This is a genomic window from Termitidicoccus mucosus (genome assembly GCF_038725785.1).
GTDB lineage: Bacteria > Verrucomicrobiota > Verrucomicrobiia > Opitutales > Opitutaceae > Termitidicoccus > Termitidicoccus mucosus.
This window is the reverse complement of record NZ_CP109796.1, coordinates 7,231,701-7,250,067: the sequence shown is the minus strand read 5'-3', so window position 1 is coordinate 7,250,067 and position 18,367 is coordinate 7,231,701. Positions and strand designations below refer to the sequence as shown.

The window sequence follows — 18,367 nt, the reverse complement described above, 5'->3', positions numbered from 1 at the left end:
GCTGTTATTGCATTCCTGACAACACCCCCAGCGCCTCCACCCCGATGGCGTCAGCGACGAGGCGGCCTTTCAGGGTCAGCCGCAATGTATCGCCCTCCCGCTCCGCCAGCCCCTCGCCTTCCAGCCTGGCGGCAAAGGCGTCCGCCGCCGCCCAGTCGGCGCCCGGATGACGCCCCCGCAGCGCCGCCAGATCCACCCCGGCGTTCATGCGCAGCCCGAAAATCAACGCGTCCTCCGCCAGCAGCGCCTCCGTGAGCGCGACGCGCTCCGTCGCCGCCCGCTCGCCGCGCGCAAGCCCGGCCAGCCACGCATCGAGGTCGGACGGATTCGCGCCGCGCCACCCCGCGTGCTGGGACGCGGCCGACGGCCCGAGGCCGATCCACGAGCCCATGCGCCATGTATTCAGATTATGGATGCACTCATGGCCGGGCCGCGCGAAGTTGGATATCTCGTATTGCGCGAAACCCGCCCCCGCCAGTTCCCCCCACGTGCGCTCATAAAGCGCGGCCTCCCGCTCGCGGTCGAGCTTCACCCTGCCTTGCGAAAGTTTCACCCAAAGCGCGGTGTCCTCCTCAAACGTGAGGCAATACGTCGAGATGTGCTCCGGCCGCATCGCCACCGCCGCGCGCAGGTCCGCCAGCCACGCGTCCTCCTCCTGCCCCGGCAGGGCGAACATCAGGTCGAGGTTCACGCGGGCGAAACCGGCCGCGCGAATCCGCTCGTAGGCGCGGTGGATCTGCGCCGGCGAATGCCGCCGCCCGAGCGCCTCCAGCAACGCCGGCTGGAAGCTCTGCGCGCCCATCGAGATGCGCGTCACCCCGAGTTCGCGCAGCACCGCCAGCCGCGCCCCGGTCACCGAGCCCGGCGCCAGTTCCACCGACCACTCGCGCGGCGCGGCGGCGCAGCACGACAGCGTGATCTCGCCGAGCCGCCGCAAGTCCGCCGCCGCCAGCACGCCGGGCGTCCCGCCGCCCCAGAAAACCGTTTCCACCGCCAGCGGCCCGCCCAGCAGCGCCGCCTCGCGTTCCATGCCCGCCAGATAGCGCCGCACCGATTCGGCGGTCGGGCGCTCCTCGTAAAACGCGCAGAAATCGCACCGCGTCGCGCAAAAAGGCACGTGCACATAAAGTCCCGGGGAGGAATGAGACCCGGATGTCCCGGCGTCGCCCCGGGTGCCTTTTGCATCGTTGTTAATTTCACTCATTGCCAACGGCGGTTGTTTGTGTTGCTTTTGCGTCCTCTTTAACTTGGAAAAAACACCCATGCAAACCAACCGCCTTTCCCACGCGAGACGAATTATTCTCGGTCTGGGCGCCGCCATGGCGCTCGCCCTCACCGGTTGCCAGTCCCCCGTCATCACGAATTTCACCCAGCCCACCGTCCCGACCAATCCTTCGCAAATCTACACGATTTCCGCGCGCATCGCGCCGAAGGCGATCGGCCTGGTGAAGGGCAGCATCATCCCGCGCATCATCATCGACGGAAAGAGCTACACCATGACGCCCGGCTCGGTCGGCCAGGACATTTACGATTTCGAGTATCAGATTCCCGCCGGGCGCGACGAACTCCGCTACTACTTCATCGTCGAATACCAGGTGTCGCGCGACGGCATCATCAGCACGCGCGAGGATTACTCGCCGGTTCAGACGCTCAAGATCATCGGCCGCCACGCGCTTTCGCTCTCGGCCAACCGCGGTCCCGTCGGCGCGCGCATCGGCATCTACGGCCGCGGCTTTACCGCCGCCGACACGGTGACCTTCGACGGCTCCTCCGTGCAAAGCCAGCTCGACTCGCCCACCTCGATCAGCTTCTACGTGCCCGCCGTCCCGGTTAACCAGAACTACACCGTCGCCGTCGGCGACTCCGTGGTCGGCACCTTCCGCGTCGATGCCGGTGGCGCGCCTGTCTCCGCCTATCGCCCGGCCCAGCAGCCTGCACCGGCGGGCGGCAGCCTCGGCGCGGGCACGGCCAATTCCGCGCAGCCTGCGCCGTCCGGCGCCACGACTCCCTCCACGGTTGCGGTCCCTGCCGAGTTTACGGTTACGCCCTCGTCCATAAACATTGCCGAAAAGGAAACGGTCACGCTTACCTTTGCGAGTCCGGTGGTCCTCACCGCGCGCACGATCGTCGATGTGACAACCGACATTCCCGACAGCGTCATCATGCCCGAGGTTTTTATCCCCGGCGGCAGCAACACCACTTCCGTATCGGTGGAAGGAGGCAAGCCCGGTACCGGCCACCTCTATGTGCGCGGTCCCGGGTCCAGCAAGGAGATCCGCATCCCGGTCACCGTTCGGAGCAAGTAAGGGAATCTTTCCAGAAATCGATTTGGTATCGAACCGGCGCTTTACGAGCGCCGGTTTTTTCATGCGATGATGCCACCCTGTCGAAAAGCTTTCTTCTTTTTCTTTCCTCTTTCGCCAGGCGCGGCAGGAAGAAAGAGGATGTGACATCGCCCGAATTATTCTTGATGAAAAAACCTCTTGCCACCGGCCGGAATATCGCGCTTGCTGCCCGTCCTCTTGTTCGGGCCGTAGCGTAGCCTGGTAGCGCGCTTGCATGGGGTGCAAGAGGTCGAGAGTTCGAATCTCTCCGGCCCGACCATTTTTAACAGAATCCGAATTCTGTTGTTTTGAGGTATTGTTTTCGCCGCGAACGCGCGAAAACGCAAAGAGCGGGGACGGATTATCAGAAACAGGTCAACGCCCTCCGTCACGCTTCGGGTTCGGGCGAATCCGGCTTCGCTTCCTTCTTCTTGAGCCGTCCCGCATAACTGCGGTCGATTTCCTCGATCTCCGGCTCGGGAATGCGGGTAAAGGCGATCCGCATCGGCGCATCCTTCGTGGCGCCGTGGGCCCCGCCGAGATAAACGGTGTTCTTGCCCAGCACCTTGTTGAGATGATCGACGGCGGCAAAGAGCCTCCCGCGGGCGTCCTCCGTCCCGGCCTCGAACAAGTCGGGCGTGTGCATCCGCAGGTCGATCAGGCCCGTAAGCTGGAGGCCGAGGCGCACCGGCGTCCGGCGCAAAAATTTTCCCGGGCGCTTCCTCCACAAGTCATTCAGCACATGGGTGAGCCGCAGCGTGTCCTGCGTTTCCGTGAAGCGCACCCGCTCGCTCCACGAAGTTCCATCGGTGTAATCCACCGAGACGCCCAGTGCGCCCGCATAGAGCCGGGAATGGCGCAGGCGCATCGCGGCCTTTTGCAGCAGGCGATGCAGCACGGCGAGCGCGTCGGCGTGGTTGCGCCTGGCCGGCGGCAGCACATGCCCGTGCCCGATGCTTTGCCCGGTTTTTTGCTCGAAGTAGGGAAGATCCTCGCAATGGAGCAGGCGCCAGATTTGCTCGCCCCGCACGCCGCCCCAAATGCCGCGAAACTCGGCCATCGTGGCGGCGTAGAGCCGGGCCATCGTGGTGATGCCCTGCCCGGCGAGACGGCGCTGGATGTTGGGACCGATGCCGGCAATGTCGCCGGGTGCAAGGTGCAGGAGCCTCGCGGGCACGTCCTCGTCGTCGAGAATCACCAGGCCGTCGGGCTTCTGCATGTCGGAGGCGACCTTCGCGAGCAGCCAGGTCGGCGCGATGCCGATGGAACTGCGAAGGCAGTGCCCGGCTTCGCGGCTGATGGCGGCCTTGATCTTCAAGGCCAGCTTTTCCGCCTCGGCGCGCGACAGCAGGGCGTCCAGGCTGGCTGTCACCTCATCGATCGACTGCACCTCGATCTCCGGCACCAGCGGGGCGATGATGTCTTTCAATTTCCGGTGATAATCGATGTAAACCTCCGGCCGGGCCTCGACGATCATGATGCCCGGGCAGAGGCGGCGCGCGTCGGCCACGCGCCCGCCGCGCTTCAGCCCGGCGGCCTTGGCCTCCAGACTCACGGCCACCAGCCCGGTGGTCTCGGCCATCACGGGCACGACCCCCACCGGCCTGCCGCGCAATTCCGGACGCTCCTGCTGTTCCACCGAGGCGTAGAACGAGTTGAAATCAATGGTCAGGTAGCGCAGCGCCATGACACCCACCTTGCCACGGAGCCGGAAGGATTCAACGCCGCGTTTGCCTTTCATCAATGATGGCGCGGGCAGCCACCGCCGCGCGGCTCGCTGGCTCCGATTTGTTTTTCGCCCAAAATATATACCTATTGACGTATATACTCGTTTAGGTATTATCCGCTTTATGGACCTTGTTAAGATTTACCAATGCCTCTGCGACCGGACGCGTCTGCGCATCCTGCACCTGCTCACGCGGGGGCCTCTTTGCGTCTGCCATTTTCAGGAAGTGCTGCGCGAGCCGCAGGTAAAGGTCTCGAAACACCTCGCCTACCTTCGCGAACGGGGGCTCGTCCGGGCGGAACGGCAGGCCAACTGGATGATCTACTCCCTCCCGGCGAAGCCGCCCCGGGAACTGGCGGCAAACCTCGCCTGCCTCCAGGACTGCGCATGCGAAGACCCGGTTTTCCGGCGCGACCTGGCCCGCCTCCAACGTCTCAACGCCGGCGTCGGGACCGGCGTCTCCTGCGGCTGCACCGACAATTCTTCTCGATAACCATATGACCAAACCCACCGTCCTCATTCTCTGCACCGGCAATTCCTGCCGCAGCCAGCTCGCCGAGGGAATCCTCCGCGCCGCGGCCGGCGACTTCCTCGACGTCGTCAGCGCCGGTTCCAAACCCGCGGGTCACGTGCATCCGCTCGCAATCCAGGTCATGGGGGAGATCGGCATCGACCTGTCCACCCACACCTCGAAGCACATGAAGGAATTCATGGACCGTCCGGTGGAGACGGTGATCACGGTTTGCGGAAACGCGGACCAAGCCTGCCCGATTTTCCCCGGCCAGGTGAACCGGCACCACTGGCCGTTTGAAGACCCCGCGCAGGCCGCCGGTTCGGACGAGGAAAAACTGGCAGTCTTCCGCCGGGTGCGAAACGAAATCCGCCGCACGTTCACCGCCTACGCGGACGGACGGCGCGATCAGCTCAAGGCGGCGGGGGAGAGAAAGGAGCATCCGTGATGAGTTCCGGCATCGTCAAACGCCTTTCCTTCGTCGATCGCTACCTCACGGTCTGGATTTTCGCCGCGATGGCGGCCGGCGTGGCCCTCGGGCATTTTGTCATCCGCGATCCCGACGCTTTTTTTGCGCCGTTTACGGTCGGGACGACCAACCTGCCCATCGCGGCCGGCCTGATCCTCATGATGTATCCCCCGCTCGCGAAAGTGCGGTATCATGAGTTGCCGAAGGTTTTCGCCGACCTTCGCGTGCTCGCCCTCTCGCTGGTGCAAAACTGGATTGTCGGGCCGGTGTTGATGTTCCTCCTCGCGGTGCTCTTCCTCCGGGACCACCCGGACTACATGACCGGGCTCATCCTCGTGGGCATCGCCCGCTGCATCGCGATGGTGCTCGTCTGGAACGATCTCGCGCAAGGCAGCCGGGAATATGCGGCGGGACTGGTGGCGCTGAACAGCCTGGCGCAGATCCTGACCTACAGCGGTTTCGCGTGGCTCTTTCTCACGGTGCTCCCGCCGTATTTCGGCCTCGAGGGACACATCGTGGACATCGCGATGGGCGACGTATTCCGAAGCGTGGCGATCTACCTCGGCATTCCCTTTGCGGCCGGGGCCGTGGGCCGGATCGCGCTGGTGCGCTGGAAAGGCGAAGCGTGGTATGAAAACACCTGGCTGCCGCGCGTCTCGCCGCTTACGCTCGGCGCGCTGCTGTTCACCATCGTGGTCATGTTCACCTTCAAGGGCGAATCCATCGTCCGGCTTCCCCTCGACGTGCTCAGGATCGCCCTGCCGCTGGCGGTTTATTTCGTCGTCATGTTCTTTGCGAGTTTCCTGATGGCGCGGAGACTCGGCGCGGACTACGAACGGAGCACGTCGCTCGCCTTCACCTCGGCGGGAAACAATTTCGAGCTGGCCATCGCCGTGGCGATTGCGGTGTTCGGGCTGCATTCGGGCGTGGCCTTCGCGGCCGTGGTGGGGCCGCTGATCGAGGTGCCCGCATTGATCCTCCTGGTCCAGGTCGCACTGCGCCTGAAACGCAAAACCCGGAAGCTCGGCCTGTCGCAGGCCGACTGCCCGCCTTAGCCTCGCCTCAGACCATCCCGCATTCAGACGGGGCGCCGCAATCGGTGTCTGATCGTCACCGGCGACGCGCCGCCGAAGTCGCCGGACTGGCCGACGAACTCGAAATTGTAGTCAAATTCTGAATACGCGCCCCAGACGCGCGCGCCGAGCGAGTGCCGCTCTTCGAGCGCCGTGCCCTGGTCGAACCGTGCATCCTTCCGCCGCAGGCCGAGGTAATACAGGTCGATGTGGCCGCCGGGCAGCACACGAACTGCACGGCGGTCGCTGCGAAAGCGTTGGCCGCCGGAAAGGGTATGCCCATTTCGGCGATCTCTGCGGCAAGTATCCACGGCGTCGAGAGCGAGGCGGAAGAGTTTCATGGGACAAGCGGGGGCGCGGCTCGGCGGGACGCCTCGCCCTACCGAGGGTGACGGCGGGACGCGGTCAGAAGGCGAAGCAGTCGCAGCCGAGGCCGAAGAAGCCGCCGGCCGGTGCGGCGCGCAGCACGGCGTCGGCAGGGGCCTTGGCCGGGTTGAGCAGGCGGGCGAGCACGCTGGTCGCGTTGAACCCGTGCGCGGGACACTGGCAGCCGACGGAATGCGGGCGGTGCGCGGGGCACAGGCAGCCGGACGGATGCGCGGAGAAGTTGCTCGCCTGTGCGTAGAATTTCGGCGCGCCGTAGCCGCCGAAGTAGCTCGCGGGCGACCAGTCGGGGGTAACGGGCAGCGGCGGCGGGGCGTAGTCGTCGAAATCGCCGGCGGCATGGACGACCTTGCCGCCGAGAACTGTAAGGACGGACTGGATACGCTTGATGCGCTCCTCGGGGACGGTGAAATAGTCCTCCGTCAATACGGCGAGGTCGGCGAGCTGGCCGGGGACGATGGAGCCTTTTTTTCCGGTCTCGGTCGAAAACCACGCGCTGCCGACGGTGTAGAGGCGCAGGGCCTCCATGCGGCTGAGACGGTTTTCCTCGGGATAAAGTTCGAAGCCGCCGACGGTGCGGCCGGAGACGAGCCAGTAGAGGGAATCCCACGGGTTGTAATTGGCGACGCGGGTGGCGTCGGTGCCGGCCCCGACGGGCACGCCGGTCCGCAGCATCCTCGCGACCGGCGGCGTGGCGGCGGTCGCGGCGTGGCCGTAGCGGGCGGCGAAGTATTCGCCCTGGAAGGCCATGCGGTGCTGCACGGCGATGCCGCCGCCGAGGGCGCGGACGCGCTCGATGTTGCGGTCGCTGATGGTCTCGGCGTGGTCGAGGAACCAGTGCAGGCCGTCGAGCGGGTGGGCCTGGTTGACCTTCTCGAATACGTCCAGGAAGCGGGTGATCGACTCGTCGTAGGTCGCGTGCAGGCGGAAGGGCCAGCGGTTGGCGGCGAGGAGCGAGACGACGGCTTCGAGATCGGTTTCGAGGCGCGCGGGAAGGTCGGGGCGGGGCTCGAGGAAGTCCTCGAAATCGGCGGCGCTGAAGACGAGCATCTCGCCCGCTCCGTTGAGACGGAAGACGTCGTCGCCTTGGCCGGGTTTGGCCATTTTTATCCAGCGGGCGAAGTCGTCTTTTTCCTGCTGCGGTTTTTGCGTGAAAAGGTTGTAGGCGATGCGGAGCGTGAGTTCGCCGCGCTGGTGGAGTTCGTCGATGACCTGGTAGTCCTCGGGGTAGTTTTGATAACCGCCGCCGGCGTCGATGACGCTGGTGAGGCCGAGGCGGTTGAGTTCGCGCATGAACTGGCGCGTGGAATTGTACTGGTATTCGAGCGGAAGCTTCGGCCCCTTGGCGAGGGTGGCGTAGAGAATGGTGGCGTTGGGGCGGGCGATGAGCAGGCCGGTGGGGTTGCCGTGCTTGTCGCGCCGGATCTCGCCGCCGGGCGGGTTGGGCGTGTCCTTGTCGTAGCCGACGGCGCGGAGCGCGGCGCGGTTGAGCATCGCCTGGCAGTAGAGGTGCAGGACAAAAACGGGGGTGTCGGGCGCGGCCTCGTTGAGTTCGTCGAGCGTGGGCAGGCGTTTCTCGGCGAACTGGAATTCGCTCCAGCCGCCGACGACGCGCACCCATTGCGGCGCGGGCGTGCGGGCGGCCTGCTCGCGGAGCATGCGCAGGCCGTCGGCCAGCGAGGGGACGCCGTCCCAGCGGAGTTCGAGGTTGTAGTTGAGCCCGCCGCGGATGACGTGCAGGTGCGAGTCGTTGAGGCCGGGGATGACGGTGCGGCCGCCGAGATCGATCACCCGGGTGCCGGGGCCGCGCAGCGCGAGCACGTCGCGGTCGGCGCTGACGGCAAGAAAACGTCCGTCGCGGATGGCGGCGGCTTCGGCAAAGGAGCGGCGCTCGTCCTGCGTGGCGATGCGGCCGTTGTGGAGAATGAGTTCGGGGGCGGCGGATGAAGCAGTCATGGTAGTGAGTCGTGAGGTCGGAAGGGTCGGGATGAACAATTCAGGAGTGAAGCCAGCGGCGGAAGAAGCGCGTGAGCAGCGGCATGACGATCCATGTCAGAAGCGCGACGACCAGGCCGGTGGTGACGATGTTGATGAGCAGGGGATGCAACGGCGCGAACAGGCGTCCGAAGAACGGCGGAAGCAGCGAGGTGAGCGGATAGACGCCGAGGAAGGTGACGAGGGCCATCTTCCATTGCGGGAGCGGGCGCAGGGGCGCGCCTTCGGGCGTGAACCAGCTTTCGAGGCCGGACAGTTCCTCGACGCGGGGATCGCCTTCGGTGAGGCCGCGCACGGCTTCGTTCCACGCGAGGTATTCGCGCGAGGCGTGGTAGGCGGCGAGCGCGGCGCGGCTGGCGAACTTGCGCATGATGCGGTAGTCGCGGGAAGCCGCACCGGGCGCGGGGCGCGTGATATGCACGCCGAGCTGGCCGGGCTGCGCGAGCGAGCGTTGTGCAAACTCGTGCATGGCGCGCTCGAAACCGGCCTCGCAGCCGGGTTTCACCGTGCGGGTAATCCAGACGGTGACGGGGACGGAATCGCTCATGGCGAGGGCAATGACGTGTCAAGGCCGGCGCGACCGCGAGGAGAGCGCGCATGAGGCGCGCCCCTCCTTGCGGCTGCGACGGCGGTTCAGTGCGCGGCCTTTTTGGTGACGAGGTGCGGTTTTTGGGCGGACTGCGGCGCCTTGTGCACCATCGTGTAGGCGTATTCGACGCCCACGCCATAGGCGCCGCCCTGCTGCTTGAGGATACCCATGAGGTTGTTGTAGTGGTCGCGCCGGGCCCAGTCGCGCTGCAATTCGAGGAGCGCGGCGATGGTGGTGGTGCGGACGGCGCCGGCCTGCACCATGCGGGAAAGCGCGGCTTCCTGCGCGGCGGGCGAGGTGGCGCCGCAACAATCCTCCACCACGTAAATGTTATAACCCGCGCCGAGCATCTCGATGGTTGGCCAAGTCACGCAGACTTCGGTCCACAAGCCGGTCATGATGATGTTTTTGCGGCCGGTGGCCTCGACGGCCTTGCGAAAGCCCTCGTCGTCCCACGAGTTCATCGAGGTGCGTTCGACGACCGCCTGGCCGGGGAACACATCGAGAAGCTGGGGCCAGAGGTAACCGCTGAAGGACTCGGTCTCGACGGCGGTGAGCACGGCGGGGACATTGAACTCCTTCGCCACGCGGGCGAGGAGCGAGACGTTGTTGATGAGGGTCGCCCGGTCGATGCTGGCGATGCCGAAGGTCATCTGCGGCTGGTGGTCGATGAACACGATGGCGCTGTCCTGCGCGGTGTAGAGCTTGTGATAAGGAGACATGGTTTTCCCTTGAGTTGTATAGGTTGGCTGGAATGAGCGATAGGCCCGACGGCTTAAGAATATCAGATTTTTGGACGACTGCCCAATACCTTGTTTCTGGTCTCGCTCATACTTCCGGTTGGGCTACACTGGCGGCATGGAATTGCGCCATTTGCGTTACTTTGTCGCGGTCGCCGCGCAGGGCAGTTTTAACCGCGCGGCAGAGAGACTGCACCTTACCCAACCCACGCTCAGCCGGCAGGTGCAGGACCTGGAGGAGGAACTCGGCGTCGTGCTGGTCACGCGTCGCGCCAACTCCGTGATGCTGACGGCGGCGGGCGAAAGTTTCCACGAGGAGGCGCGCGACATCCTCGCGCAGGTGGACCAGGCGGTGAAACGCGTCCGGGGCGGGGACAAATATGAAGCGCTGCGCATCGGCTACATCCCGTCGCTCACCGGCGGGGCGATGCCGCGGGCGATCGGGCGTTTCCACGCGGCGGCGCCGCGCGTCCGGCTGGAGTTGTCCGACCTGTCGCCGCACGAGATGATCGGGCTCGCGTTCGTCGGCCAGCTCGACCTCGTCGTCACGCTGGATGTCACGGCCGACTTCGCCGCCTTTTCGTGGACGGAACTGCACCGCGTGCCGCCGGTGCTGGTGATGTCACGCTCCCATCCGCTGGCGAAGTTGGAGGAAGTGCCTCCCGGGCGCTTGCACGACGTGACGCTGCACTATCTCAACCACCACAACTATCCCGAATACGCGCCGCTCGTGCGCGCGATGCTGAAGCCCTTCGGCATCAAACCCCGCGTGTCCCCCGACAACGCCGAGGGCATCATCCCGTTGTTTGCGGCCCTGGAAGGGGGCAACGGAGCGGCCATCCTTCCCGAAGGCGTAGATAGAATGATCCCCAAATCGCTGGTGACGCGGCCCTTCTCTCCCCTGCCCCGCCCCTTTGTCAGCAAAATGGGGATGCGCAAGTCCAACCCGCACGCCGAGATCTTCGCCCGCCTGCTGGTCGAGGAAACCAAGTGCCTGCACGCCAGCCAGCCGTGGCCGGACTCTTGACGCTCCACTCCTTCTTATGTGATGGCCTGATGACCTCGGGCCATTACCCCAAAAACCAGGCTCGCCCCCGGCCTCGCGCCCTGCTTTATTGGTGATGCGAGATACTGCATATTCATACCTATATGCCCCCGGCATCCCATTTCCAACCACGCCGCTTTTGCCATGTTCATGGCCTGACTTTCGCCACGGTTGCGTTGTTTTGCGCCGCTTTTGTCCCGCTTTCCGCAAAGCCCAAAAAGGACGCCGCTCCCCCACCCTCCGAGGTCGTCGAGATGGAGGGGCTCACCGTCACCGACGCGCGCGAACTCCCGCCCCCTGAAGAATGGAGCTACACGACGATTCCGGGCTTCGAGGTGCTGTCCAACGCGTCCACCCGCGCCACGCAGCGCCTCATGCGCGACTTCGTCATATTTCGCGACGCGCTTGGCATCGTCTGGCCGATTCAGTTCCGCGACCCGCCGCCGTCCGCCATCATCCTTTGCGGACGCAACAACGCCTTCGAGCAATTCCTCCCCGCCGCCACCAAGGAGGATGGCACCCCGGTTGATATCGGCCGCGCCAGCATCACGCTGATCAACCGCGAGCAGGGATTCATCGTCATGGATTTGCAGACCAAAAGCCTCGACCTCGATCCCTCCATGATCGGGATGGAGAGTCCCGACGCCGGTCCGGCCTCGTTTGAAATCGATCACTACGCGCAGCTCTACCGCGAATACGTGCGCTATCTGCTCAGCCAGTTCGGCGCATCGCTGCCGCCCTGGTTCGAGGAGGGGCTTTGCCAGATCATCATGAAAATGGACGTGGACAAGCGCACCATCATCTTCGGCAAAATCGACGACCCCGACGATTATCCCTCTCCGCGCGGCGCCGGCGCGGGCGCGGCAGCGGCTCCGCTGCTCGCCTCCGATGACGAGGACTCCGGCGATTCGTCCGACCCCGGTTTCATCGGCAATGTCACCATCGACGACCGCGACTTCAACATCGTCCTGCGCCGTCGCGCGCTGCTCAATTTCAAGGATTTCTTCGGCGTCAAGGCCGACTCGCCCGTCGCGCAAAATCCCCTCGGCAACAACGTCTGGGCCAAGCAGTGCCAGGCCTTTGTCCACATGTGCCTGTTCAGCACCGGCGGCAAATACAAGAAGCCTTTCGCCGAATTCCTCACCCGCTCCGCGAAGGAGCCGGTCACGCCTGAACTGTTCAGGGAATGCTTCGGCAAAACCTACAACCGCTTCCTCGTCGAACTGCGAGGCTACATCAGTTTCACCTCCTACACCGCGCAGCAGGTCACCATCACCAGCGGCCCGCCGCTGCTTGCCGATCCGCCCGAGATGCGCGTGGCCAGCGAAGGCGTGAGCGCCCGCATCAAAGGCGACGCGCTCATGATCGCCGGCAAGCCCCAGGCAGCCCTCAACACGCTGCGCGCGGCCAGCATCCGGGGCGACCAGACCGCCCCGTTGCTCGCCTCGCTCGGCATCGCGGCCCACGCCGCAGGCGAGGACACCCGCGCGCGCAAGGCGCTTGAAGCCGCCGTCGCGGACCAGACCACCCGCGGACGCGCCTACACCACGCTCGCGCGCATCCACTTGTCCGAGGCCCAGGGCGAGCTCAGCCCCTCGCAACTTTCCTCCATACTCCAGCTCCTGTTTGAGGCCCGCAAAATCCGTCCCACGCTGCCCGACACCTACGAACTCATCGCCGAGGCATGGACGCGCTCCAGCGCCTCGCCCAAGGACGAGCATCTGGCCGTGCTCGTCGAGGGCATCAAGCGCTTCCCGCGCGACGTCGAACTCGTTTACCAGACCGCCGAACTTGCGACCCGCATCGCCAATTACGACGGCGCTCGCTCCCTCATCGCGCACGGACTGAAAATCACGACCGACACCCCCGTCCGGGAACGCTTTGCCAAGCTCCAATCCACGCTTCCGAGCCCGTCCATGCCGGCCGAGGCGCCTCCGTCCGCCGTCGAACCCTCCCCGGTCAACACCGGCATGCCCGCAAGCGCGCCCGCCTCCTAAGGAGGATCCATCCCAATCCCCTTCTTTCCTCTTTCTCTTTATCTTTCCTCTTTCTCCCCGATCCCCTGTGACGCATGGGAGAAAGAGAAAGAGGAAAGCAGGTCCTTTTAGGCCGAAGTCCTTTTGCATCGGTCCATGCCCTCCGGTTTTCCCATCCGCTCCACGCACTGGCTTGACCCCGTTCGCCACCGGCGATTTCATTGAGTCTCACTATGCAACCTCCCGAACCCGCCGGCGCCCCGGCGATCAAATACAAACGCATTGTCCTCAAACTCAGCGGCGAAGTCCTTCGCAGCAAATCCTCCGGGGACCCCATTGATCGCCTCACCCTCGAGCGTGTCTGCACCCAAGTTAAGGAAATCCACGAACTCGGCATCCAAATCGGCGTCGTGATCGGCGGCGGCAATATCTTTCGCGGACTCGCCGGGGAAAAACGCGGCGTCGAGCGCACCACGGGGGATTACATGGGCATGCTCGCCACGGTCATCAACTCGCTCGCCCTCATGGATTCCCTTGAAAAGATGGGGGTCGTCACCCGCGTGCAAAGCGCCATCCCCATGAACCAGATCGCGGAGCCCTTCATCCTCCGCCGCGCGATCCGGCATCTCGAAAAAGGCCGCGTCGTCATCTTTGCGGCCGGCACCGGAAACCCCTATTTCTCGACCGACACCACCGCCGCCCTCCGCGCGTCCGAGATGCACGCCGACATCATCATGAAGGCGACCAAGGTGGACGGCATTTATGACAAGGACCCGAAAAAATACCCCGACGCCGTCAAATACGAAGAAATCACCTTCATCGACGCGCTCAGGCAGCGCCTCAACGTGATGGATTCCACCGCCTTCTCCCTCTGCCTCGACAACAATGTCCCCATCCTCGTGTTTGACCTCAACGACGAGCACGCCATCAGCCGCGCCGTCCACGGCGAAAAAGTGGGCACGCTCGTGCATGGATAGCGGCATTTCCGACTGGGAGCTGCCGCGCCATCATCGCAGTTGAACCCGCGCGGCAGCGCGCAATCGAAAATAAAATCGCCCGCCTCCGCGCCTTCGCCCAAATAACCAGCCAGACAACAATCACCCACCCTCAACCCACCCACCACCATGTCCAATCCCTCCATCACCGAAATGCAGGCAAAGATGAAAAAAGCCTTTGAGTTCACCCTGCACGAATTCAGTTCCATCCACACCGGCAAGGCGTCCCCGACCATGGTCGAAGGCGTCATGGTTGAAGCCTACGGCTCCATGATGCGCCTCAAGGAATGCGCCGCGATCTCCACGCCCGACGCGCGCATGATTCTCATCCAGCCCTGGGACAAAGGCATCACGCAGGCGATTGCGAAGGCGATTCAAACGGCGAACCTCGGGCTGAATCCCGCCGTTGACGGCGCCAATGTCCGCGTGCCGCTTCCCGAACTCAGCCGCGAACGCCGCCAGGAATTTGTGAAGGTCGCCAACCGCATGGCCGAGGAAGGCCGCGTGCAGGTTCGCAACATTCGTCGCGACACCCTCGACGCCCTCAAAAAAGCGCAAAAAACCGGGGCCGTTTCGGAAGACGAACTCAAGCGCCTGGAAAAAGAGGTGCAGGCGGCCACTGACAAAACCATCAAGGACATCGGCGACCACCTCGCAAAAAAGGAAAAGGAACTCACCACCGTCTGATCGGCGCCCACGTCCCCGCCAACCGAATCGCACCGCGACGGCGGTCAAGATGCCCACCATGCCCGGCAGGCATCCATTCGTCGCTTTCGACGGATTCATCCGGCTGTCCATGGATCCAAAAGGACAAGGGCGCTGAACGGGTTTGGCAATGGCATTACATCAAAGTCCTGATGGACTTTTGTTTATAAATCACCGCGCTTCACGCCGCCGCCGGAAGGCAAATTCCCTTGAACAAAATCTCACCCACGCCCGCATCCGTCCTGCCGCCGCCCGCCGCCCGGAATTCCGAGGCCCGCCGCGGCGTGCTCATGGCAGGCGGCAGTTTCCTGCTTTGGGGCTTGCTGCCGTTTTATTGGAAACAGTTGCAGGCGGTGCCCGCCACCGAGCTCATCTGCCACCGCATGGTGTGGTCGTTGTTTTTTCTGCTCGCGGTGCTGGCCGCCCAGGGGACGCTGCGCGGGCTGGCCGCGGCCTTCGCCTCGCCGCGTCTCGTCGCGCTCAACACCCTCGCCAGCCTGCTCCTCGCGGCCAACTGGCTCACCTACGTGTGGGGCGTGAACCATGACCGGATCATCGAAACCTCGCTTGGCTATTTCCTCTCGCCGCTGTGCTACGTCGCGCTCGGTCGCGTGCTGCTGCGCGAACGGCTGCGCAGTCTCCAGTGGGTCGCCATCATCCTCGCCACCCTCGGGGTCGCGCTGCTGCTGCTCCGGCTCGATCATGCTCCGTGGATCGCATTCCTGCTGGCGGGCACCTGGTCGTTCTACGGCATCCTGAAAAAGAAGTCCGCGCTCGGCTCGCTCCAGGGGCTCACCGTCGAGACGCTGCTGCTGTTTCCCTTCGCCGCCGCATGGCTCCTCTGGCTCGCGGCCCGCGACGGCGGCGTGTTCGGCCACGCCGCGGCCTCGCTGCACGTGCTCGCCATCGGCTCGGGCCTAGTCACGGCGGTGCCCCTGCTCATGTTCGCCTGGGGCGCCCAGCGCCTGCGCTTCACCACCATCGGCCTGCTGCAATACCTGGGCCCGACCTTGCAGTTCCTCATCGGCCTGCTCGTTTATCACGAACCGCTGGGCGCGCCGCAGCTTCGGGCGTTCGTGTTCATCTGGGCCGGGCTGCTCCTTTACACCGCCGACGGATTTCTCGCGGGACGCGCCCGCCAGCCCGCGCCGGACGCAAGTTTTTGACTGGCTGGCGGCGCGCACGTGGCTAGGGTCCCCGCAGCATGAAAAACTTTTTCACCTCGCTGCTCGGTTCGCTGGTCGCCCTCGTCATCTTTTCGCTCGGGGCGATGCTTTGCTCCTTCCTGCTCATCGTGGTCATCGCGTCGCTGGGCGGCGGCGGGAAGAAAAAAATCACGGTCGAAAAAGGCTCCTATCTTGTGCTCGACATGTCGGTCAACATCACCGACGCCCCTCCGCACATCGACAGGAACATCATCGCCGGCGCGCTCGCGGGCGGAGGCGGCGCCCCGCCGGTCCTCCAGCTTCGCGAGGCCACCCGCGCGCTGCGTTCCGCCGCGTCCGACCGCCGCATCGCCGGCGTGTTTCTCCACGGCCGCTTCGCCCCCGCCGACTACGGCACCGGCTATGCCGCGCTGAAGGAAATCCGCGAGGCGCTGCAAGCCGTGAAGGCCGCCCAAAAACCCGTCATCGCCTTCCTCGATTCCGCGTCCGTGCGCGAGATGTATCTCGCCTCGCTGGCCGACGAAATCGTGCTCGACCCCTACGGCGAACTGCTCATGCCCGGCCTCGCCTCCGAACCGGCTTTCTTCGCCGGCGCGTTTGAAAAATTCGGCGTCGGCGTGCAGGTCACGCGCGTCGGCAAATACAAGTCCGCCATCGAGCCGTACACGCGCACCGACATGAGTCCGGAAAGCCGCGAGCAGATGCAAAAGCTCCTCGGCGACATCTGGGACGAGCTTCGCGGCGGGGTCGCCGCCGCGCGCGGTCTTACGACGGCCGACGTGCAAAAAATCGTGGACACCGAAGGACTCATCCGCCCCGAATCCGCGCTCGACGCCGGGCTCGTCACGCGCCTCGCCTATCGCGACGAAATCATCGACGAAATGAAAATCCGCACCGGCCGCGCCGCCGGCGAAAACGAACCTTTCCTGCAAATCGCGCTCGCCGATTACGTCACCACCGTGCCCGTCTCGGCCGGGCCGTCGCCCGCGCCGGTCAAGACCGGCACGGCCAAAACCGGCGGGAGCCGCGTGGCGGTCGTGTATGCCGAGGGCGTCATCGTGGACGGGCACGGCGCGCCCAATGAAATCGGCGGCGAACGCTTCGCGCGCGAAATCCGCCGCCTCCGCCAGGACGAGGACATCGCCGCCATCGTGCTCCGCGTCAACAGCCCCGGCGGCTCCGCGTCCGCCTCCGAGCACATCCAGCGCGAGTTGCGCGTCGCCGCCCACACCAAGCCCGTCATCGTTTCCATGGGCACCTACGCCGCGTCCGGCGGCTATTGGATTTCCGCCTACGGCAACCGCATCTTCGCCGGGCCGGGCACCATCACCGGCTCCATCGGCGTGTTTGGCGTGCAGTTCGACATCCAGAGGCTTTCCAACAACCTCGGCGTCACCTACGACAGCGTGAAAACCGGCAAATTCGCCGACGCCATCACCATCACGCGCCCGAAGACCGAGGAGGAGCTCGCCGTCGTCCAGCGCATGGTGGACTGGATCTACGACGAGTTTGTCGGCAAGGTCGCCGACGCGCGCGGCATCGCCCGCGAGCGCGTCCACGAAATCGCCCAGGGCCGCGTCTGGTCGGGCGCGGAGGCCCTCCGCCTCGGCCTCGTCGACGAAATCGGCGGCCTCGACGACGCCATCGCCTACGCCGCCGGAAAAGCCGGGCTCAAGAGCGGCTACAAGGTGACCGAGTATCCGCGCAAAAAGGAATTCGCCGAAGTGCTGGCCGAATTGTTCCAGGACATCGCGCCCAACGCCGACGCCCGGACCTCGGTCACCGACGGGGCCGTCGACCAAGCGATCGCCCGTCTGAAAGCCGAACTCTCGGCCATCAACCAGTTCAACGATCCCAAGGGCATCTACGCCCGGCTCCCGCTGGAATTGATGGTGCGTTGAAACACCGCGCCACCCCGCTCCGCTCTTTCTTCTTTCCTCTTTATCTTTCTTCTTTCGTCAGGAAAACGACGGACGGAAACGCCCGGACTGGGAGAAAGAAGAAAGATAAAGAGGAAAGAAGAAAGAGGAGAAAAAACAGCTTTGGGGCCTGTAAGCCGGATTCTGTGCGCGCCTTGCGGCGCGGTGAATGTCATTTCTCTAGGGCGCTTGCGCGCCCTTCCCGTCCTGCGACGGGATGCGGCATACCCGCGGCTATGGGACGGGCCGTCCAGCCGCCTATTTTGCCTTGCACCGGATTGGGTTTTTCGTGCCGCCCGCCTTGCGGCGGAGCGCGGTGGGCTCTTGCCCCACCTTTTCACCATCACCTGCCGCGCGCGTCTTGCGACGGCGCGGCGGGCTGTCTGTTTTCTGTGACACTGTCCGTCAACGCGGGATATGGCCCGCGTTGCCCCGGCTTGAGCGGAGGCGAATCCGGCCGGTGCGACGGCCTTGCGACCGTGCGGCCGAACCGGCGCGACAACGTTTCTCGACGGGAATCCCGCCCGGTGGTGTCCGGACTTTCCTCTCGGAGATACAAAGAACTCGGAGCGACATTCCGGCCCCAAAGCTGAACGGGGAGGTTGCGCCGCCGCGGATGGGGAGGCGAGCCTCATTTCGCGAACGGCCATTTTGAGAACGCCGGTGCCCCGGCGGTGTGCCGCAAAGGGAGGCCATCTTCCTCCCGCCTTGGACACCGATTGCAAGAAAGCGGAAAGAATAAAGACGAGA

At 64.7% G+C, this 18,367-nt stretch carries 16 protein-coding genes, 1 tRNA gene and 1 other RNA gene; 11 read left to right on the top strand and 7 right to left on the bottom strand.

Translation table 11 applies throughout. From position 1 onward, the window contains the following. Window positions 1-4 precede the first annotated feature (4 nt). Window positions 5-1,123 (bottom strand): radical SAM family heme chaperone HemW, encoded by a 1,119-nt coding sequence (gene hemW, locus OH491_RS25490; RefSeq protein WP_342750756.1) that lies wholly within the window; start codon window positions 1,121-1,123, stop codon window positions 5-7. Between the two features lie 139 nt (window positions 1,124-1,262). On the opposite strand from hemW, the gene OH491_RS25485 reads away from it, so the two are divergent. Together OH491_RS25485 and OH491_RS25480 are read left to right on the top strand one after the other, a co-directional pair. Continuing rightward, a complete protein-coding gene (locus tag OH491_RS25485; RefSeq protein WP_068768436.1) occupies window positions 1,263-2,306 on the top strand; it encodes an IPT/TIG domain-containing protein in 1,044 nt (347 codons plus the stop codon). A 221-nt stretch (window positions 2,307-2,527) separates the two neighbouring features. Beyond that, a tRNA-Pro gene (locus OH491_RS25480) sits at window positions 2,528-2,604 on the top strand. Between the two features lie 108 nt (window positions 2,605-2,712). On the opposite strand, the gene OH491_RS25475 is transcribed toward OH491_RS25480, so the two are convergent. After that, window positions 2,713-4,065: a DNA polymerase Y family protein gene (locus OH491_RS25475; RefSeq protein ID WP_068768437.1), complete on the bottom strand. Its 1,353-nt coding sequence runs from the start codon at window positions 4,063-4,065 to the stop codon at window positions 2,713-2,715. 109 nt (window positions 4,066-4,174) lie between these two features. Between OH491_RS25475 and OH491_RS25470 the strand changes: the two genes are divergently transcribed. From OH491_RS25470 to arsB, 3 genes are read left to right on the top strand one after another with little or no spacing between them, the layout of a single operon-like run. Further along, complete coding sequence (locus OH491_RS25470; protein WP_068768438.1) at window positions 4,175-4,543, top strand: ArsR/SmtB family transcription factor; 369 nt, start codon at window positions 4,175-4,177, stop codon at window positions 4,541-4,543. Between the two features lie 4 nt (window positions 4,544-4,547). Then, on the top strand, window positions 4,548-5,009 hold the full coding sequence (locus OH491_RS25465; RefSeq protein WP_068768439.1) for an arsenate reductase ArsC: 462 nt from the start codon (window positions 4,548-4,550) through the stop codon (window positions 5,007-5,009). Next, complete coding sequence (gene arsB / locus OH491_RS25460; RefSeq protein ID WP_068768440.1) at window positions 5,009-6,085, top strand: ACR3 family arsenite efflux transporter; 1,077 nt, start codon at window positions 5,009-5,011, stop codon at window positions 6,083-6,085. Before OH491_RS25465 ends, arsB begins: the two co-directional genes overlap by 1 nt. 23 nt (window positions 6,086-6,108) lie before the next feature. Here the strand turns inward: arsB and OH491_RS25455 are convergent, their stop codons facing one another. The 4 genes from OH491_RS25455 to OH491_RS25440 all read right to left on the bottom strand — a co-directional run bounded on the left by OH491_RS25455 (window position 6,109) and on the right by OH491_RS25440 (window position 9,793). Further along, window positions 6,109-6,444, bottom strand: coding sequence for an alginate export family protein (locus tag OH491_RS25455; RefSeq protein WP_145928473.1), 336 nt, complete (start codon window positions 6,442-6,444; stop codon window positions 6,109-6,111). Between the two features lie 64 nt (window positions 6,445-6,508). Beyond that, window positions 6,509-8,443: an amidohydrolase gene (locus OH491_RS25450; RefSeq protein WP_068768443.1), complete on the bottom strand. Its 1,935-nt coding sequence runs from the start codon at window positions 8,441-8,443 to the stop codon at window positions 6,509-6,511. Window positions 8,444-8,483: 40 nt separating this feature from the next. Continuing rightward, window positions 8,484-9,029 carry an antibiotic biosynthesis monooxygenase gene (locus OH491_RS25445; RefSeq protein ID WP_068768444.1) on the bottom strand — a complete coding sequence of 182 codons (546 nt, stop codon included), beginning with the start codon at window positions 9,027-9,029 and terminating at the stop codon, window positions 8,484-8,486. Between the two features lie 86 nt (window positions 9,030-9,115). Further along, window positions 9,116-9,793 carry a hydrolase gene (locus tag OH491_RS25440; protein ID WP_068768445.1) on the bottom strand — a complete coding sequence of 226 codons (678 nt, stop codon included), beginning with the start codon at window positions 9,791-9,793 and terminating at the stop codon, window positions 9,116-9,118. A gap of 136 nt (window positions 9,794-9,929) precedes the next feature. Between OH491_RS25440 and OH491_RS25435 the strand changes: the two genes are divergently transcribed. From OH491_RS25435 to sppA, 6 genes are all read left to right on the top strand, one after another. Then, window positions 9,930-10,838 carry a LysR family transcriptional regulator gene (locus OH491_RS25435; RefSeq protein ID WP_068768446.1) on the top strand — a complete coding sequence of 303 codons (909 nt, stop codon included), beginning with the start codon at window positions 9,930-9,932 and terminating at the stop codon, window positions 10,836-10,838. Between the two features lie 122 nt (window positions 10,839-10,960). Continuing rightward, entirely contained in the window at window positions 10,961-12,853 is a 1,893-nt protein-coding gene (locus tag OH491_RS25430) for a tetratricopeptide repeat protein (RefSeq protein ID WP_145928474.1), read from the top strand. Window positions 12,854-13,065: 212 nt separating this feature from the next. Beyond that, the gene (pyrH, locus tag OH491_RS25425) at window positions 13,066-13,809 is read left to right on the top strand and encodes a UMP kinase (RefSeq protein ID WP_068768448.1); all 744 of its coding nucleotides are present in this window, start codon (window positions 13,066-13,068) and stop codon (window positions 13,807-13,809) included. A gap of 147 nt (window positions 13,810-13,956) precedes the next feature. Further along, complete coding sequence (frr, locus tag OH491_RS25420; protein ID WP_068768449.1) at window positions 13,957-14,514, top strand: ribosome recycling factor; 558 nt, start codon at window positions 13,957-13,959, stop codon at window positions 14,512-14,514. 227 nt (window positions 14,515-14,741) lie between these two features. Then, the gene (gene rarD / locus OH491_RS25415; protein ID WP_334318963.1) at window positions 14,742-15,698 is read left to right on the top strand and encodes an EamA family transporter RarD; all 957 of its coding nucleotides are present in this window, start codon (window positions 14,742-14,744) and stop codon (window positions 15,696-15,698) included. A 38-nt stretch (window positions 15,699-15,736) separates the two neighbouring features. Then, window positions 15,737-17,599: a signal peptide peptidase SppA gene (gene sppA, locus OH491_RS25410; protein WP_068768450.1), complete on the top strand. Its 1,863-nt coding sequence runs from the start codon at window positions 15,737-15,739 to the stop codon at window positions 17,597-17,599. A gap of 135 nt (window positions 17,600-17,734) precedes the next feature. Here the strand turns inward: sppA and rnpB are convergent. After that, window positions 17,735-18,206: RNase P RNA component class A (rnpB, locus tag OH491_RS25405), an RNA gene on the bottom strand. Between the last annotated feature and the right edge of the window lie 161 nt (window positions 18,207-18,367).

What these genes read in the sequence shown, in the direction of transcription:
- pyrH (WP_068768448.1), top strand. Translation starts at nt 13,066, where the DNA reads ATGCAACCTCCCGAACCCGCCGGCGCCCCGGCGATCAAATACAAACGC.
- arsB (WP_068768440.1), top strand. Translation starts at nt 5,009, where the DNA reads ATGAGTTCCGGCATCGTCAAACGCCTTTCCTTCGTCGATCGCTACCTC.
- OH491_RS25465 (WP_068768439.1), top strand. Translation starts at nt 4,548, where the DNA reads ATGACCAAACCCACCGTCCTCATTCTCTGCACCGGCAATTCCTGCCGC.
- OH491_RS25485 (WP_068768436.1), top strand. Translation starts at nt 1,263, where the DNA reads ATGCAAACCAACCGCCTTTCCCACGCGAGACGAATTATTCTCGGTCTG.
- OH491_RS25445 (WP_068768444.1), bottom strand. Translation starts at nt 9,029, where the DNA reads ATGAGCGATTCCGTCCCCGTCACCGTCTGGATTACCCGCACGGTGAAA.
- frr (WP_068768449.1), top strand. Translation starts at nt 13,957, where the DNA reads ATGTCCAATCCCTCCATCACCGAAATGCAGGCAAAGATGAAAAAAGCC.
- OH491_RS25430 (WP_145928474.1), top strand. Translation starts at nt 10,961, where the DNA reads ATGCCCCCGGCATCCCATTTCCAACCACGCCGCTTTTGCCATGTTCAT.
- OH491_RS25455 (WP_145928473.1), bottom strand. Translation starts at nt 6,444, where the DNA reads ATGAAACTCTTCCGCCTCGCTCTCGACGCCGTGGATACTTGCCGCAGA.
- OH491_RS25435 (WP_068768446.1), top strand. Translation starts at nt 9,930, where the DNA reads ATGGAATTGCGCCATTTGCGTTACTTTGTCGCGGTCGCCGCGCAGGGC.
- sppA (WP_068768450.1), top strand. Translation starts at nt 15,737, where the DNA reads ATGAAAAACTTTTTCACCTCGCTGCTCGGTTCGCTGGTCGCCCTCGTC.
- OH491_RS25475 (WP_068768437.1), bottom strand. Translation starts at nt 4,065, where the DNA reads ATGAAAGGCAAACGCGGCGTTGAATCCTTCCGGCTCCGTGGCAAGGTG.
- OH491_RS25440 (WP_068768445.1), bottom strand. Translation starts at nt 9,793, where the DNA reads ATGTCTCCTTATCACAAGCTCTACACCGCGCAGGACAGCGCCATCGTG.
- OH491_RS25470 (WP_068768438.1), top strand. Translation starts at nt 4,175, where the DNA reads ATGGACCTTGTTAAGATTTACCAATGCCTCTGCGACCGGACGCGTCTG.
- OH491_RS25450 (WP_068768443.1), bottom strand. Translation starts at nt 8,443, where the DNA reads ATGACTGCTTCATCCGCCGCCCCCGAACTCATTCTCCACAACGGCCGC.